At 40.5% G+C, this 15,045-nt stretch carries 13 protein-coding genes; 6 read left to right on the forward strand and 7 right to left on the reverse strand.

What is annotated here, in order from left to right; genetic code table 11:
* The first annotated feature begins 158 nt into the window (after positions 1 to 158).
* Together KG708_RS11120 and KG708_RS11125 are read left to right on the forward strand one after the other, a co-directional pair.
* A complete protein-coding gene (locus KG708_RS11120) occupies positions 159 to 2,318 on the forward strand; it encodes a S46 family peptidase (RefSeq protein WP_213609795.1) in 2,160 nt (719 codons plus the stop codon).
* 318 nt (positions 2,319 to 2,636) lie between these two features.
* A protein-coding gene (locus KG708_RS11125) for an IS3 family transposase (RefSeq protein ID WP_213607733.1) occupies positions 2,637 to 3,796 on the forward strand; the annotation gives its coding sequence in 2 pieces (ribosomal slippage) (positions 2,637 to 2,910 and positions 2,910 to 3,796; 1,161 coding nt in all).
* Between the two features lie 602 nt (positions 3,797 to 4,398).
* Here KG708_RS11125 and KG708_RS11130 read toward each other — a convergent pair.
* The 3 genes from KG708_RS11130 to KG708_RS11140 all read right to left on the reverse strand — a co-directional run bounded on the left by KG708_RS11130 (position 4,399) and on the right by KG708_RS11140 (position 7,244).
* Positions 4,399 to 5,244, reverse strand: coding sequence for a trypsin-like serine protease (locus tag KG708_RS11130; protein ID WP_213609797.1), 846 nt, complete (start codon positions 5,242 to 5,244; stop codon positions 4,399 to 4,401).
* A gap of 101 nt (positions 5,245 to 5,345) precedes the next feature.
* A complete protein-coding gene (locus tag KG708_RS11135; RefSeq protein ID WP_213609800.1) occupies positions 5,346 to 5,933 on the reverse strand; it encodes a hypothetical protein in 588 nt (195 codons plus the stop codon).
* An 897-nt stretch (positions 5,934 to 6,830) separates the two neighbouring features.
* Positions 6,831 to 7,244 carry a VOC family protein gene (locus KG708_RS11140; RefSeq protein WP_213609802.1) on the reverse strand — a complete coding sequence of 138 codons (414 nt, stop codon included), beginning with the start codon at positions 7,242 to 7,244 and terminating at the stop codon, positions 6,831 to 6,833.
* 480 nt (positions 7,245 to 7,724) lie between these two features.
* Here KG708_RS11140 and istA point away from each other — a divergent pair, with 480 nt between their 5' ends.
* The 4 genes from istA (at position 7,725) to KG708_RS11160 (ending at position 12,403) form a co-directional block, all read left to right on the forward strand.
* A complete protein-coding gene (gene istA, locus KG708_RS11145) occupies positions 7,725 to 9,275 on the forward strand; it encodes an IS21 family transposase (protein ID WP_213608538.1) in 1,551 nt (516 codons plus the stop codon).
* A gap of 11 nt (positions 9,276 to 9,286) precedes the next feature.
* The gene (istB, locus tag KG708_RS11150) at positions 9,287 to 10,042 is read left to right on the forward strand and encodes an IS21-like element helper ATPase IstB (protein ID WP_213608539.1); all 756 of its coding nucleotides are present in this window, start codon (positions 9,287 to 9,289) and stop codon (positions 10,040 to 10,042) included.
* 361 nt (positions 10,043 to 10,403) lie between these two features.
* Positions 10,404 to 11,675: an aminotransferase class I/II-fold pyridoxal phosphate-dependent enzyme gene (locus tag KG708_RS11155; RefSeq protein WP_213609804.1), complete on the forward strand. Its 1,272-nt coding sequence runs from the start codon at positions 10,404 to 10,406 to the stop codon at positions 11,673 to 11,675.
* Positions 11,676 to 11,755: 80 nt separating this feature from the next.
* Positions 11,756 to 12,403, forward strand: coding sequence for an NAD(P)H-dependent oxidoreductase (locus tag KG708_RS11160; protein WP_366513610.1), 648 nt, complete (start codon positions 11,756 to 11,758; stop codon positions 12,401 to 12,403).
* Positions 12,404 to 12,419: 16 nt separating this feature from the next.
* On the opposite strand, the gene KG708_RS11165 is transcribed toward KG708_RS11160, so the two are convergent.
* The 4 genes from KG708_RS11165 to hisF all read right to left on the reverse strand — a co-directional run bounded on the left by KG708_RS11165 (position 12,420) and on the right by hisF (position 14,681).
* A complete protein-coding gene (locus tag KG708_RS11165) occupies positions 12,420 to 12,608 on the reverse strand; it encodes a DUF1289 domain-containing protein (protein WP_075170194.1) in 189 nt (62 codons plus the stop codon).
* Between the two features lie 14 nt (positions 12,609 to 12,622).
* Positions 12,623 to 13,138 carry a hypothetical protein gene (locus tag KG708_RS11170; RefSeq protein ID WP_213609806.1) on the reverse strand — a complete coding sequence of 172 codons (516 nt, stop codon included), beginning with the start codon at positions 13,136 to 13,138 and terminating at the stop codon, positions 12,623 to 12,625.
* Between the two features lie 158 nt (positions 13,139 to 13,296).
* Positions 13,297 to 13,911 carry a bifunctional phosphoribosyl-AMP cyclohydrolase/phosphoribosyl-ATP diphosphatase HisIE gene (hisIE, locus tag KG708_RS11175; protein WP_213609808.1) on the reverse strand — a complete coding sequence of 205 codons (615 nt, stop codon included), beginning with the start codon at positions 13,909 to 13,911 and terminating at the stop codon, positions 13,297 to 13,299.
* On the reverse strand, positions 13,905 to 14,681 hold the full coding sequence (hisF, locus tag KG708_RS11180; RefSeq protein ID WP_033103129.1) for an imidazole glycerol phosphate synthase subunit HisF: 777 nt from the start codon (positions 14,679 to 14,681) through the stop codon (positions 13,905 to 13,907). The genes hisIE and hisF overlap by 7 nt, the downstream gene beginning before the upstream one ends.
* Positions 14,682 to 15,045 lie beyond the last annotated feature (364 nt).

The raw sequence follows: 15,045 nt of genomic DNA on the forward strand, positions 1-15,045 counted from the left end.
TCGTTTTGTACTTTGTTTAAAAAGGAGTTTAGGGTCACAAACCCTGGGCTCCTTTTTTGTTTATTGGGCGCTATATTGTAACAATTTATCTCAGTGCAGTTGACCTGACTCATACTTAATGAGTAATCTGCTGATTCAATAATAAAAGGGATTCTTTAATGCGTTTAAAACCTCTTGCAGCCATATTTACGCTCGCAATTTCTTCTCATACACTCGCCGATGAAGGCATGTGGCAACCTCATCAACTGCCAGAGCTAGAATCAATTTTAAAAGCCAAAGGGCTTGAAATTAGTGTTGATTCAATTTCAAAATTAACCGAATTTCCAATGAATGCGGTTATTAGCTTAGGCGGCTGTACAGCGTCGTTTGTATCGCCTAAAGGCTTAGTTGTGAGCAACCATCACTGTATTTATGGTTCGGTGCAATATAATTCAACGCCTGAAAATAACATTTTAGAAAATGGATTTTTAGCAAAAACACCGGCTGAAGACTTACCAGCCGCGCCAGGTTCACGCATGTACGTAACTGAAACTGTTACCAATGTGACCGACAAAGTCATCAGCGGCACTAACGAGCTAAGCGCAAAAGCACGTTACGATGCGCTAGAGAAAAACCAAAAAGCCCTTGTGGCTGAGTGTGAAGCTGATGAAAGCTACCGCTGTAATGTGTATTCGTTTCATGGTGGTTTAGAGTTTTATTTAATAAAATCACTCGAAATCAAAGATGTACGTTTAGCCTATGCACCTGCCATGGGCGTAGGTAAATATGGTGGCGATATCGATAACTGGATGTGGCCGCGCCATACGGGTGATTTTGGTTTTTACCGCGCGTACGTTGGTAAAGACGGCAAACCGGCTCAGTACAGCGAAGACAACGTACCATATGTGCCAGAGTCTTACTTAAGTATAAGTGCTAAAGGTGTGCAAGAGGGCGATTTTGTTATGGTAACTGGCTACCCAGGGCGTACAAATCGTTACCGAATTGCCGCTGAGGTCGATTTTGTATTTAACGACAGTTACCCTAAAGCGCGACTGCACAATACTAAATACGTGTCATTGATTGAAGAAAACTCAGAAGATGGCAGCAAAGCGCGTATTGCTTACGAAAGCACCATAGCAGGTTACAACAACTACATTAAAAACTATGGTTCAATGATTGAAAGCTTTAAAAAAGGCACTATGTTTGAGCGTAAAAAACAGTTTGAACAAGAGCTTACAAGCTGGATAAACAGCGATAGTGAGCGTAAACAGCGCTACGGTAACGTACTTAATGAGTTATCTGCACTCGTTGCACAGTCGCAAGAGCACAGTGAACGCGACCGTATGGTTGGCTATGTTCACCGTTCACAAATGATCAGCACAGCACGTAGTTTATATCGTTTAGCTTATGAAAAGCAAAAGCCTAATAGCGAGCGCGAATCGGGTTACCAAGAGCGTGATTTACCGCGTATTAAATCGGGTTTAGAGCGTATGACTCGTCGTTTTGACGCAAACGTAGATAAAGCCATTTTGCTGCATTTTTTAGAGCAATATGCAGCATTGCCCAAAGCAGAGCGCTTTAGCGAAATTGATAAGGCTTTTGCTTTAGAAAATGGGTTTGATAAAGCTAAACAACGCGCATTACTTGATGAAATGTACGCAAACTCACGACTTGATAATGAAATTGTTCGTCATTCATTATTTGAGCAAACGTTTAGCCAATTAAACCAAAGCCAAGACCCATTCATGCAATATGCAAAAGCTATATTCACAGTGATGAAGGCACAGGAAGATAAATCAAAAGCGCTTGCGGGTAAACTACAAGCCGCTCGCCCAGAGTTAATGAGTGCGATTATTGCCTTTAATAAAGCGCAAAACAAACCGGTTTACGCCGATGCAAACAGCACATTACGTGTAACTTACGGCACGGTAGGCGGGTATTCTCCGCAAGATGGTTTAGTGGCCACGCCGTTTACCTCACTTGAAGGGTTACTGGCTAAAAACACCGATGTTGACCCATTTAATGCGCCTAAAAAGCTGCAAGAGCAAATTAAAGCCAAGCTTTATGGTGATTACACAGGTGGCATGAATACCGTACCGGTTAACTTTTTATCAAACGTAGATACAACTGGCGGTAACTCAGGTTCACCAACACTTAATGGTAAAGCTGAGCTGGTGGGTTTACTGTTCGACGGTGTGTACGAAAGCATTATTGGTGATTGGGATTACAACCCAGAGCTAAATCGCTCAATCCATGTAGATTCACGTTATATGCTGTGGGTTATGGATAAAGTAGACAACGCACAAAACTTATTAGACGAAATGAAAATCGTAAAATAAGAAGCAGTTGAAATAACAAAAAGGCGCTTACCTTAACCGGAAGCGCCTTTTTTTGTTGAAACATTTTCGGCGATTAATTTAACTTAGGTTACGGGCTACGAGGTTCGGGCTGCGGGGTGAGCTAATATTTGACTTTTCACTGGCGCGTTTAAGACTGTGTGATGGTTTTGGTTTCTCATTTTCTGCTCATTCACTTCTCTTTTTTAAATAAGCTCTTTTGTGATTTATGTACAAAGAGGGCGAGAAGGCGCTTGTAATGGTCTAATGAAATTGGAGAGGTTTATAGCGTAAAATAAGCTAAACCGAAAAGGTATCAACATGACCAGAAAATCAAAAGTTACACTCAGTGCACAGCAAAAACTTGAATATGCCAAATTAATGGTAGAAGAAGGCTATACCAATAAGCAAATTGAAGAAATCTCTGGCGCAGGAAAGTCAGCAGTATCACGTTGGAAGCAACAATATTTATCTGAGCTAGATGGTAAAAGCCCGGAGAATGTTCAAGCACTCACACCTGAGCAGCAACGTATCCAGTCGCTAGAGAAGCAGCTACAGCGGGCTTTAAGGGATAATGAAATATTAAAAAAAGCCACCGCTTTCTTCATTCGCGACAATCAAAACTTAAAGTAATAAAAGAATTGAAGAAAGCAAACGTAGATTACACTATCACTGAATTGTGTCGTATTTTAGAGGTCAGTATGAGTAGTTATTACTATGAGCCTGTCAAACCTGATGAGCAAGAGCAGGTGCTTTTAGATGTAATTGAATCGATAGTTGAGGACTCTGGTAATACGTATGGCAGGCGTAGAATGCACGCTGAACTGAATGCGCGTGACCACACAATAGGGGTATATAAAACGGCCGCACTGATGAAGAAGCTGAATATACAAGCCATTGTGCCGAAGAAAAAACATTATTACCCCAATTCAGGTGATGAGCATCACTATGCACAAAACCTTTTAAAACGACAATTCAACCCCGATACACATAACACACATTGGGTCGGTGATATTACTTACATAAGGAACCAGCAAGGATGGAGTTATTTGGCTTGCGTATTAGATTTATCAACGAAGGAAATAGTAGGTTATGCTTTATCAAAAAGCCCTAATGCTGAACTGGCTAAAACAGCATTAAATAATGCAATTAAGCGCCAACAGCCGGTTCTTAGTCAACTGATGTTTCATTCAGATCAAGGCTGTCAGTATTCAGCGGCCTCGTTTAGAGAGCGGTTATCACAACTGACTATAACGCAAAGTATGAGTCGCCGAGGTAATTGTTGGGATAATGCTGTTATGGAACGTTTTTTTAGAAGTTTAAAAACAGAGCGTTTAAATGGTCTTTCATTTATAAATCATAATTCAGTGATAAGTGAAGTAGATAATTACATTCAGTTTTATAATTACAAACGTAGGCATTCAGCGCTTGATTATATGACACCGCATCAGAAATATAATGAATTAAAAAATGCCGCTTAGAATCTCTCCTAAATTAGTTGACCATTACAGCTGCGCTTTTAGAATAAGAAAAAACAAAGCTATTTGATGGTTTTGGTTTCTCATTTGCTCCTCATTCACTTCTCTTTGTTAAATAAGGTCTTTTAGTGATTTATTTACAAAGAGGGCGAAGAGACGCTGCGCTTTTAGAGGAAGAGATAAAACAAGGCTGTTTTTAGCTAGTCACTATCATATAGTACAACGTTATCTTTGCTGAGTATGTAAGGTGACGATTTATAGTAAACAAAGAACCAGCCTAATATGGCTAATATTACGCCTAAACCATATTTGCTAAAAACTGGAATATACATTATCAATGTAAACACGACTGCCGAATACAATAAAAATATAGCCCAAAATAATTTTGAGCTGATAAGTTTCAATCTCGTCCTGCAACTGGCACATTTAAAGTAAAACGGAAATGCAGATAAAGAAAAGCTGAAAACATCTATTTTATGTTCACAGTTAGGGCATAGTATCATAAGCTTCCTTATATATTTAACGTATTACTAATGTGCTGTTGCAGCGTAGGCAGTACCATGCAGGCCACGTTGTTTGTCGCCGGAACGAAATTAAGTAACTTGTTAAATTGTATTTGGTTTCAACCTAATATCAGCACAGACTTCGGGTAAAATCTGTTCTGTGAGTCCTGTAGGAAGGCGCTCCAATTTGGGAAATGCCAATTGCCGCTGCAAAGGTTCTTCAGCAGCAGTGATTTTTTCAATCCAAGGCGTAAAAAATGAGACTCTGGAATACACTTCCATTACACCGTACTTCCCTATATCCCCACCTTCAACTCTAGAGCTAATACCAAGTAAGTAATGCGTCCCGTCAATAGTGGAATATGCCGGGCCGCCACTATCGCCTCCACCTGAAACCCCCTCTAATGGCAAAGCTGCATCATCTCTATCAAATTTAAATTTTAATAGTGGCCCTTGTGCTTGTTCGATTTTATTTTGAGCTTTTCGTAAAACTCCGCCATTTTCATAGTTATCGACTATTTGTCCGGTTAGCCCATTTCCAGTACCACCGACACCAATAAACCAAGTTATTTTTGCCAGCTCCTGCGTTGATTCATAAAGATTCGCCGGTTTTACATCGTTTATTGGATTTATTAATTTTATTAAAGCTATGTCGTGACTTTTACCGGGTTGATAATCTTTATGAACAAAAACGCTTTCAACTTTGTGGTAGCCATTATTTAAGCGGATGTAACTGCCAGAACTTATGCAGAACGTTGCATGAGCAGCAGTAACAATCCAATCAGGCTTAATTAATGTGCCATGAGCCCCATCTACATAAAGTGTTGCTAATGGTGCAAAATCTGTAGAGTCAGCAAGATATTTTTTGCCATCAACATCGTGACGAACAACAATTGCTGAAGCCGATAAGCTTGAAATTACTAATGAAATGAACAGTATTATACGCATGATTTCCCTATGCAATTTAACGCAAAGCTTTGGGGCGGCTGGAGCGCAGCGTAAGCCGTACCAGCGGCGCTAGCGGCGACAACAGCGCCTTGTTAGCCTTATTATTTAGAATATTCAATCAACTCTTCTACATACAAATAATCATCTTGTAACTGAGTTAGTTTGATAAACATTTTCAACTCTGGGGCATAAACATGAATATCTTCAGTATTTGCACTGTAACCACGGGTATTTGTAATTTTGCCTTTGTACTGAATGGTATAAGCCATAAAGGTTCCAGCCTCTACAGTTTCAGCTTTAAAAGAGAGCACTTGTGCATCTTGAATGGTGGAGCCTTTTGTACCGTCTTCGCTTTCCCAGTGCTCTTCTAATGTCCATTTTTTGCCAACCTGCAAAGGCCAATTGTAACGAGACTTTTTGCTATCAACTGGTTTAACAATATCTGTTAATGGCAATGTACCTGGTGCAGTAACCATAAATAGCTCGCCGTTTTGGCTTATTATTTTTTTTGTATCTATCCCATCAGCACGTATCTCCCCTGATGATGTTACACCTTTATATTTCCAGACCCATTTTTCCCCCTCTGTATAGTCAGCTAGTTTAGGTTGTTGTGCTACATCCAATCCCATAGCAGGGCTACAAAGACTAAGTAGTATCAAAGGAAAAAAAACTAAAAATTGACTTCGCATTACATAATTTCCTTTTAAAAAGACGTTTATCCAAGTGTTTTTATCGTGATACCCTTCGAACTTTAGCAGTTCTCACTGAGGCTAACGAGCCTTTAGAATTACTCGTTTTTAATTGATTTTTATTCATCTATTAACCATAGTCGAGTTCCTATTTTGATTCAATAGACAACTGACTGTAACGAAAATATAAACAGAGGATCTGCTGTTGCTTTAGTCGACGTTTTAGAAGGCATGACAGGTGTTTAAGTGGCTCATTTGGTGAGGTAGTAGCTTACCTTTATTAATACATCGTGTTTTGCAGCTTTTCCATATTATGAACTAAGTAATACAGTTGCCGCACAATGAAGTAGAGGCATTCACTGTCGTTTGGCCACTAAGGTCATTTTTTATGCCTTTATAGGCTGTAATATTGCGCTTTTTATCTTCAGAAATGAGGTTCAAAACAATCAAGCGCATGCCATTTTTTCAAGAAAAAACTGTCGTCGTGCAAGTGGGCTGTTCATTTTGATCTTAATTTTAATTAGCCACACGGTGGATTTAGAATACCGGCAGCCCCCCAGGATAAAAATGTGCTACTAGTTGTAGTGGCGTTTTTTATAAGTGATAGAACGCACCAAAGTACGCAGTTTAATGAAATTGGGTGTTAGCGAACGACTCGCCATAGCTTGTGGTATCACCAGTAAAGGCCTTTGTAGATGCTCAAAAACAAAAGGAATTAACATTGCGCTAGGCAATAACTACTTAGCTTTACAAGGTTTAGTGTCATTGAGATATATTTGGATCAATATTCATTACGGGAGATGAACCACCCATTGCACTTCCTGTTTATAAAAAGCGCATGATGGGTGGTGTGGGGGCTGGAGGTTAGAGACCTACGACTACCCGATTATGTGCGTACTAACGATGATCGCTGCTTAATTGCAACAAATCCCACTTATTTCCATAAAGATCCTGAAATACTACAACCGTTCCATACTCTTCAATTCGTGGCGATTCGTTGAAAACAATATCGTTCGCTTTCATCAACTCATAATCTCGCCAAAAGTCCTTCGTTTGTAGAAATAGGAAAACTCTACCGCCAGTTTGGTTACCGATAAACTGAGTTTGTTCATCTTTACTCGCTTGAGCTAACAGTAAATTTATCCCATTCGAATTGGGTGGTGAAACTTGAACCCATCGCTTACCGCCACCTAAATCGGTATCTTCAACTAGCGTAAACTGAAGCTTTTTAGTATAGAAATCAATGGCATCATCGTAGTTTTCGACCACAAGGGCGATATTGCCAATTTGCTGTTGGACGACTTTAGGCATAATTGCTTTCCAATAGTTTAAACACCTGATTCTATACTACTTTTGAATGTTTTCCGAAAGCACATAACATTTTAGTATTTATGCAACACGCAGTTTGTGCTGCATAATCGCTTGTTGGACTGAGGCGTTACCTGCTCGGTGTGTCAGAGTTGGTGTTGTTTATGCTATTGGCTTTTATATAAAAGAAGGGCTTTTTATGGCGTAAGCTAATTAATCAGCTTACCTATTATAATTTAGCTATCCCTGCGCTACTCAGCGTTTATTGCATATTCTCCCCAGCTTTGATCACCCAATGGCATTAACTTTGATCGCTTATTCTCATTAAGCTTTGATCACGAAAATTACTCGATAATGATCACTTTTGTGCTCTTAATAATTTTGCCGATCAAAGCTTAATGCCACTCGTCACCGAGTTCACGTTTTATCATTTTTGTAGGTATGTTAAACCGTTATCTAAATCATTTGATGAGGATAACAATAATGTCAACAAGACCTATATCTATGAGTAAATTACATGCTATTTTACGGCTGAAATATTCAGCAAAATTATCCCATCGAAAGATTGCCAGAAGCTTAAATATTTCACCTGGCACTGTGGCTAATTACGTTAAAAAGGCCAATGAGTTAGGCTTAAACCAATGGCCGTTACCTGAAGATAAACAACACGGTACGTTTCTTAATACAAAAATCAGGGACTTCTCACCCCGTCAAAAAAGATACCCAACACCTGACTGGCTCACCATCAATAAGGATTTAAAGCAGCACAAACATTTGACGTTGCAGTTAGTATTCGATGAATTGCGTGAGAAAGTCGGTGAGCCATATTACAGTTATAGCCACTTTTGCCGAGCCTATCGGGAATGGGTGGGCAAACAACGATTGTCGATACGTCAGCATCATAAAGGCGGTGAAAAATTGTTTGTGGATTATTGTGGCCCCACGCTGACCATCACGTGCCCTACAACACAGGAGACACGCACTGCTCAAGTGTTTGTTGCCGTGCTCGGCGCATCAAATTATACCTATGCTGAGGCAACGTATAGCCAGCAACTTGAAGATTGGGTGATGAGTCATGCCCGTTGCTTTACGTTTTTAGGCGGTGTGCCTGAGCTTGTTATTCCCGACAACTTAAAAAGCGCCGTTAGTAAACCCTGTCGCTACGAGCCTGATTTAAATCCGACGTACCACCAGTTAGCCGAGTACTTTAACGTGGCTGTCATTCCGGCTAGACCTTATAAACCCAAAGATAAATCGAAGGCTGAAGTCGGTGTACAAATTGTTGAGCGTTGGATCATGGCACGCTTGCGTAACCAAACCTTCTACAGCTTAGCGCACCTAAATCAAGAAATAGCAAAGCTACTTGATGTAATGAACAATAAGGTGATGAAGCAATATCAACAGTCACGTAAACAGCTCTTTGATATAGTGGATAAAAGCGCATTAAAGCCATTGCCTGAAAAGCCCTATCACTATACACAAATCAAAACGGTGCGAGTACACATTGATTATCATGTTGAAATAGAGAAACATTATTACAGTGTGCCGTATCAGTGGGTTAAGAAACAATTACGCGCACACATAACCAATCAGCTAGTACAGCTTTATCATGACGATACCTTAATCGCACAGCATCCGCGTTCACATCGTTTAGGTGGGCATACAACACAGTCTCATCATATGCCTCTGGCGCATCAAAAACAGCATGAGCAGTCACCGATAAATTTACGCTCATGGGCATTAAGTATCGGGGAGTATACCCATCAAGTTATTGAGTTACAGCTTAGTGGACGGCGTCACCCCGAGCACGCTTATCGCGCCTGTTTAGGGGTGTTAAGTTTAGCTAAAATCTATTCAAAAGAGCGGCTTGAGCAGGCCTGTTATCGCGCAATCGTGATGAATACGGCAACACTCAAATCAATTAAGCAGATGCTGAAAAAAGGATTAGATCAACAACCGTTACCCACACAGCAAACAGAGCCAGAAAAGCCAGTTACACATAGCAACATACGTGGCACAGATTATTACCATTAAGGAAACGAATCATGATAGACACCATTAACCAACAACTTCAACTACTTAAGTTATCGGGTATAAAGCAGGCACTCAAGCAGCAGCTTGAACAGCCTAACTTATATCAAGAACAAAGCTTTATAGAGCGCGTTAGTTTATTGCTAACACATGAAATTGACACGCGTGAGCAAAGAAAAATTGACCGGCTCGTGCGACAGGCTAAATTCCGCTTACCGGCTCAGTTAAATCAACTGATTTACTCGCCGACACGCAATATAGAAAAAGCACAGATACGCAACTTAAGCCAAAATAGCTGGCTGAACTTACATCAAAATATCTTAATCACTGGCGCAACAGGCTGTGGCAAAACATACCTCGCATGTGCTTTAGGGCATGAGCACTGCCTAAAAGGAAAAAGTGTTTACTATGTTCGATTAAAAGAACTACTTGAAAGCCTGTTTCTAGCACAAGCAGATGGTAGTTACCGAAAATTACTAGCGAAGTTAATAAAGTATGATCTACTGATCTTAGACGATTGGGGGCTTGAACCACTGAGTGCACAGCAACGAGGTGACTTACTCGAATTAATCGATTCACGGTATGGGTATAAATCACACATAATAATAAGTCAGCTCCCGCAGGAAAACTGGCATGAGATGATAGGAGAATCAACCCATGCTGACGCCATTTTAGATAGGCTAATTCATGGTTCGATTAAGTTGAACTTAAAAGGAGAATCGATACGAAAACAGTTAAATAAATTGACTGATGATGATCAGTTAAGCTAATTTAAAAACGGCTCTACAAAATGATAAATCAGGTGATCAAAGCTGATGAGAATCGGTGATCAAAGTCATGAGAATACGCATTTATTATGTGCCTATTAAACCTAATGTTTAACCGTTAAACAAGGACCTTTTTCTCACGCACAGCCGCTATTAGCCTGAGCAGTTAAACAGGTTAACCCATTATTTAATATGTAAAAATAGGGGTTCTAGCTTGTTTGCGTTATTTTAAATAGCTAACAACTTCGTGCTGTTACCGTTTTTAATTTAAATCTATTTCCTTCAACATTCTTTAGTATATTTCATGTGCATTTTGTAACCATTAAATGCTACGTTAGATGCAACTATATTGAAGGAATAAATTATGAAACTTGAGTCTTTAGCGTTGCACCATGGTTATGAATCTGAAGCCACCACTAAATCGGCGGCGGTGCCGATTTATAACACCTCTTCGTACACTTTTGATAATACACAGCATGGTGCTGATTTATTTGATTTAAAAGTCCCGGGAAATATTTATACCCGCATTATGAACCCAACCAATGCGGTGCTTGAACAGCGTATTGCAGCGATGGAAGGGGGCATTGGTGCACTGGCAGTGGCCTCGGGTATGGCGGCGATTACTTATGCAATTCAATGTTTATGTGAAGTGGGCACTAATATTGTAAGTACCAGCCAAGTGTATGGCGGCACTTATAACTTATTTGCCCATAGCCTGCCGCGCCAAGGTATTGAAGCACGAATGATTAAAGCCGATGATTTTGACGGTTTTGAAAACGCCATTGACGAAAATACCCGTGCGGTTTTTTGTGAGTCGATTGGTAACCCTGCTGGGAATATTGTTGATATTGCTCGCCTTGCGAAAATTGCCCACAGCAAAGGGGTGCCTTTAATTGTAGATAACACCGTAGCTACACCGTATTTATGTCGCCCATTTGAGTTGGGTGCCGATATTGTGGTGCATTCGCTCACTAAATACATTAACGGTCATGGAACCGCGATTGGCGGCATGATTGTTGATTCGGGCAAGTTTGACTGGAAAGCCAATGCCACCCGTTTTGCGATGATGAATGAGCCTGATCCGTCGTACCATAATGTAGTGTATACCGATGCGTTTGCTGAGGCGGCGTTTATTGGGCGTTGCCGCGTTGTACCACTTAGAAATACTGGTGCGGCACTTGCGCCTAAAAACGCCTCTGATATTTTAATTGGCCTTGAAACGTTAGGGCTAAGAATGGAGCGCCACTGCGAAAACGCGCAAAAAATTGCTGAATATTTAGAGAGTCACCCTAAGGTGCTTTGGGTTAATTACGCGGGACTAAAATCAAGCCCGTATAACGAAATGAGCCAAAAAATTACCAATGGTAAGGCGTCAGGTATTTTAAGTTTTGGTATTGCCGGTGGCCTTGAAGCCGGTACGCGGTTTATTGATGCCCTAAACATGATTTTACGTTTGGTAAATATCGGCGATGCTAAATCGCTGGCGTGTCATCCAGCATCTACCACGCACCGCCAATTAAATGATGAAGAACTGGCCAATGCGGGCGTTAGCCGCGATTTAATTCGTTTATCGGTGGGTATTGAAAACATTGACGACATTATTGCCGATATAAGCCAAGCGCTTGATAAGGCCTAAATTGTACAGTAAATACCTCAAACTTTTTTGAGGTATTTATTTTTGTAATCAAAAAGGAGTGCAGATACATGAAATTTTAAATTTTTCTCGGTTCGGTTAGAAAAAGTACCCCACCTAAGCCTGCGCGTTTAGGGGAGAGAGTAGCAAAAGCATGTGAGCGTTGTTTGCTTGAGCACTACTCTGAACACGAAATAGAGCTTATTGATCCGCTCGATTACGATTTAGACCCTGTGTTTAAACCGCACTTTGCCTATACGCAGGCTGAGGTACCTAAACAACTTGATGATTTAGCAGCAAAAATTAAAGCCAGCGATGGCTTTGTTATGGTGAGCCCTGAATATAATCATTCGATGAGCCCAGCACTCGCTAATTTGCTTAACCATTTTGGAAGCTCGTTATTTGGCTATAAACCCAGCGCAATTGTTACCTATTCTGCAGGGCAGTGGGGCGGCGTGCGCGCTGCTGTTGGCATGCGCAGTTTTTTAAGTGAACTGGGTTGTTTGCCGGTATCAGCAATGATACATGTACCAAAAGCACAGGATGTGTTTATTGAAAGTGGTGACGCAAATAATGCGGCAGAGCAAACATCATGGGATAGCTATTTTTCGCGCACCTTTAATCAATTAATTTGGTGGGCAGAAGGTGCAAGCAAACAACGTGAAGCGTTAGACCCTAAGCAATTAAGCAAAGACTTTAAACGCGACCCATCACAACGTGATGCGCCTTAATGGTTATAAATTTAAGCTAGTCTTTTTTTGCGTCTTCACGAGGGGAGGCCAATATAGCTTGCTTTTGCTCATCGGTTAAAATAATCCAGTCGAATATTTCGTCACTTGTGCGCCCGCACCCAGTACAGTAGCCATTCATTCTATAACATTCACCGATACAGTCTGTTTTTAAATGAGTGGATTGTTTACTGGGTGTTTGGCGCATACATTCTCTCGTAATTATTTAGTGGCGACGGGCTTTCCTACTTCTAACGAGGTAGACCAGGTTTTAATTTTTGATAAGGTTTTGCTGGTATAAACAGAAATAACCGGCGATTTATCATCAAGTACAAAGGTGGTGCGCAGAGAGGTTTCCGACTCTTTTTGTGTTTCTAACCAGTTGCTATTTTTTGTTAAACATTGGCGAGTGAGCTCAACGGCTTGTTTATGCATGGCAACGGCTTGTTGCTGGTCTTTGTAGTTTTCTTGACAGCGATAGGTCACGGTTTGATTGTTAAAGCTGGTTACTTGGCAGTTATCGCCAAATACGTTGTACTTTGCGCTCCACACATCTAAATAAGGTGTTTTTACTTTGGTGTCTTTTAACGCTTCAAAGCGATTGTCATAGGCGGCAATTAGCCCATCCATTTTTTCACAGGGCGTTAAGCTGTCTAATTTGGCTTTTTGCTCAGTGGTTAAACTGCTACAGCCAGATAAAATTAGGCCAGTTAATACCAGCGATATATAAGTTTTCATAATGCGCTATCCTTTTGTAATAGCTATTCCTTGGACGTTAACTAAAGAATACCTAAGGGAGAGAATAAATGCTATTGAGAGGCTGAATTAAAAAAGAAAAATTATGGCTTTTTATAACGATGTGCGCCACAAAATGGCGCACACAGTAATCGTTGTATTTACTTATGACGACCTTGTAGGCAAGCAACTGCATCGGTGAGCTCTAAACCTTGGCGCTGTAATAACACAATTAAGTGATACAACAAGTCGGCCGATTCATTAGTAAGCTCATTGTTGTCGTGTTTCATTGCCGCAAGCGCCACTTCAACGCCTTCTTCACCTACTTTTTGGCAGCTGCGGCTTAAGTCTTCAGCAAATAAAGATGCGGTGTAGCTTTTAGCTGGATCGTCATTTTTACGTGCAACAATCACATCTTCAAGTTGGGTTAAAAAGCTTAAGCTTGGTTTTGCAGCATTGCCAAAACAGCTTTGCGTGCCTAAATGGCATGTTGGCCCTTCTGGGTTTGCCAATACTAAAATTGAATCGTAGTCGCAATCTGTATGCACAGAGACCACGTTTAAGTAGTTTTCTGATGACTCGCCTTTGGTCCATAAACGCGATTTAGAACGCGAATAAAAAGTCACCTTATTACTTTCAAGCGTGACAGCAAGTGCTTCGCTATTCATAAACCCTTGCATTAAAATAACGCCAGAGCGTGCATCTTGAACAATGGCAGGGATCATCTCGCTTTTTGCGAAATCAACTTGAGTTAGGTTTTCTTGCGTTACTAGCATAATCTGGCTGCCACTTGGTTATCTATTAAAAATTGTTTTAGTTCGCCAATGTTAATCACGTTTTTATGAAAAACGCTGGCCGCGAGTGCACCATCTACTTTGCTTTGTTTAAATACATCAACAAAATCTTGCATTGTGCCTGCGCCCCCTGAGGCGATTAAAGGAATGTCGCATAGCTCGCGTATTTTGCTTAGTTGCTCGTTGTCGTAACCATTACGAACGCCATCTTGGTTCATACAGTTTAAAACAATTTCGCCAGCACCTAAGTCTTGCACGCGTTGAACCCACTCTTGAGTTTTATAACGAGTACGGCTTGAGGCATTAGGATCGCCTGTAAGCTGATACACTAAGTATTCACCGGTTGTTTCATCGTAAAAGCTATCAATACCGACAACCACACACTGCTTGCCAAACTCATCGTGTAACTCTTTTATAAGCTCAGGACGGGCAATGGCAGGGCTATTAATACTGATTTTGTCAGCGCCGCGTTCAAGTACGCGCGCTGCATCGGCTACCGATTTAATGCCACCCGCTACACAAAATGGAATGTCGATATGGCGGGCAATATTTTCTACCCAATTTACATCGAGTAATCGTTTTTCAACGCTTGCACTGATCTCGTAAAATACCAGTTCGTCGGCACCGGCTTCACTGTACGCTTTAGCAAGTGTTAAAACATCGCCGACTACCTCATGGCCCTTAAATTTAACGCCTTTAACGACTTGGCCGTCTTTTACGTCTAAACAAGGAATTATGCGTTTTGATAACATGCGCTTACCTCGTTTTTAAAATTCTGGATTGTAATATGGTTATTATTACGTTTGTTATTGGTATAACTCATTAGAAAACACATAGACTGCACTTGATATGTTATATTTTTAATAAAAATGAATAGTTAATTTAATGAATGAATCTAAATGCATTACTATGCAATGAATTCTTGGCTCCACTATATAATAAAACTTGCGCTATGTTAATGGTAAAAGCTAGAACTAAAAGTGATAATTCATTCCGGAAAAACGCGCAATCTTGAAACCGTATACTAAATTCATAAAACACTAAAAATTAGCGTGTTTCTTTAGAAAACCGATAGCAGTTTCGACCGGAATTTTTAGCCTCGTAAAGTGCTTGAAA

This window comes from Pseudoalteromonas sp. (genome assembly GCF_018402495.1).
Lineage (GTDB): Bacteria > Pseudomonadota > Gammaproteobacteria > Enterobacterales > Alteromonadaceae > Pseudoalteromonas.

Coding starts and splice junctions, on each gene's coding strand:
- hisIE (WP_213609808.1), bottom strand. CDS start 13,911: ATGCTAGTAACGCAAGAAAACCTAACTCAAGTTGATTTCGCAAAAAGC.
- KG708_RS11165 (WP_075170194.1), bottom strand. CDS start 12,608: ATGCGCCAAACACCCAGTAAACAATCCACTCATTTAAAAACAGACTGT.
- hisF (WP_033103129.1), bottom strand. CDS start 14,681: ATGTTATCAAAACGCATAATTCCTTGTTTAGACGTAAAAGACGGCCAA.
- KG708_RS11155 (WP_213609804.1), top strand. CDS start 10,404: ATGAAACTTGAGTCTTTAGCGTTGCACCATGGTTATGAATCTGAAGCC.
- istB (WP_213608539.1), top strand. CDS start 9,287: ATGATAGACACCATTAACCAACAACTTCAACTACTTAAGTTATCGGGT.
- KG708_RS11135 (WP_213609800.1), bottom strand. CDS start 5,933: ATGCGAAGTCAATTTTTAGTTTTTTTTCCTTTGATACTACTTAGTCTT.
- KG708_RS11120 (WP_213609795.1), top strand. CDS start 159: ATGCGTTTAAAACCTCTTGCAGCCATATTTACGCTCGCAATTTCTTCT.
- KG708_RS11170 (WP_213609806.1), bottom strand. CDS start 13,138: ATGAAAACTTATATATCGCTGGTATTAACTGGCCTAATTTTATCTGGC.
- istA (WP_213608538.1), top strand. CDS start 7,725: ATGTCAACAAGACCTATATCTATGAGTAAATTACATGCTATTTTACGG.
- KG708_RS11140 (WP_213609802.1), bottom strand. CDS start 7,244: ATGCCTAAAGTCGTCCAACAGCAAATTGGCAATATCGCCCTTGTGGTC.
- KG708_RS11130 (WP_213609797.1), bottom strand. CDS start 5,244: ATGCGTATAATACTGTTCATTTCATTAGTAATTTCAAGCTTATCGGCT.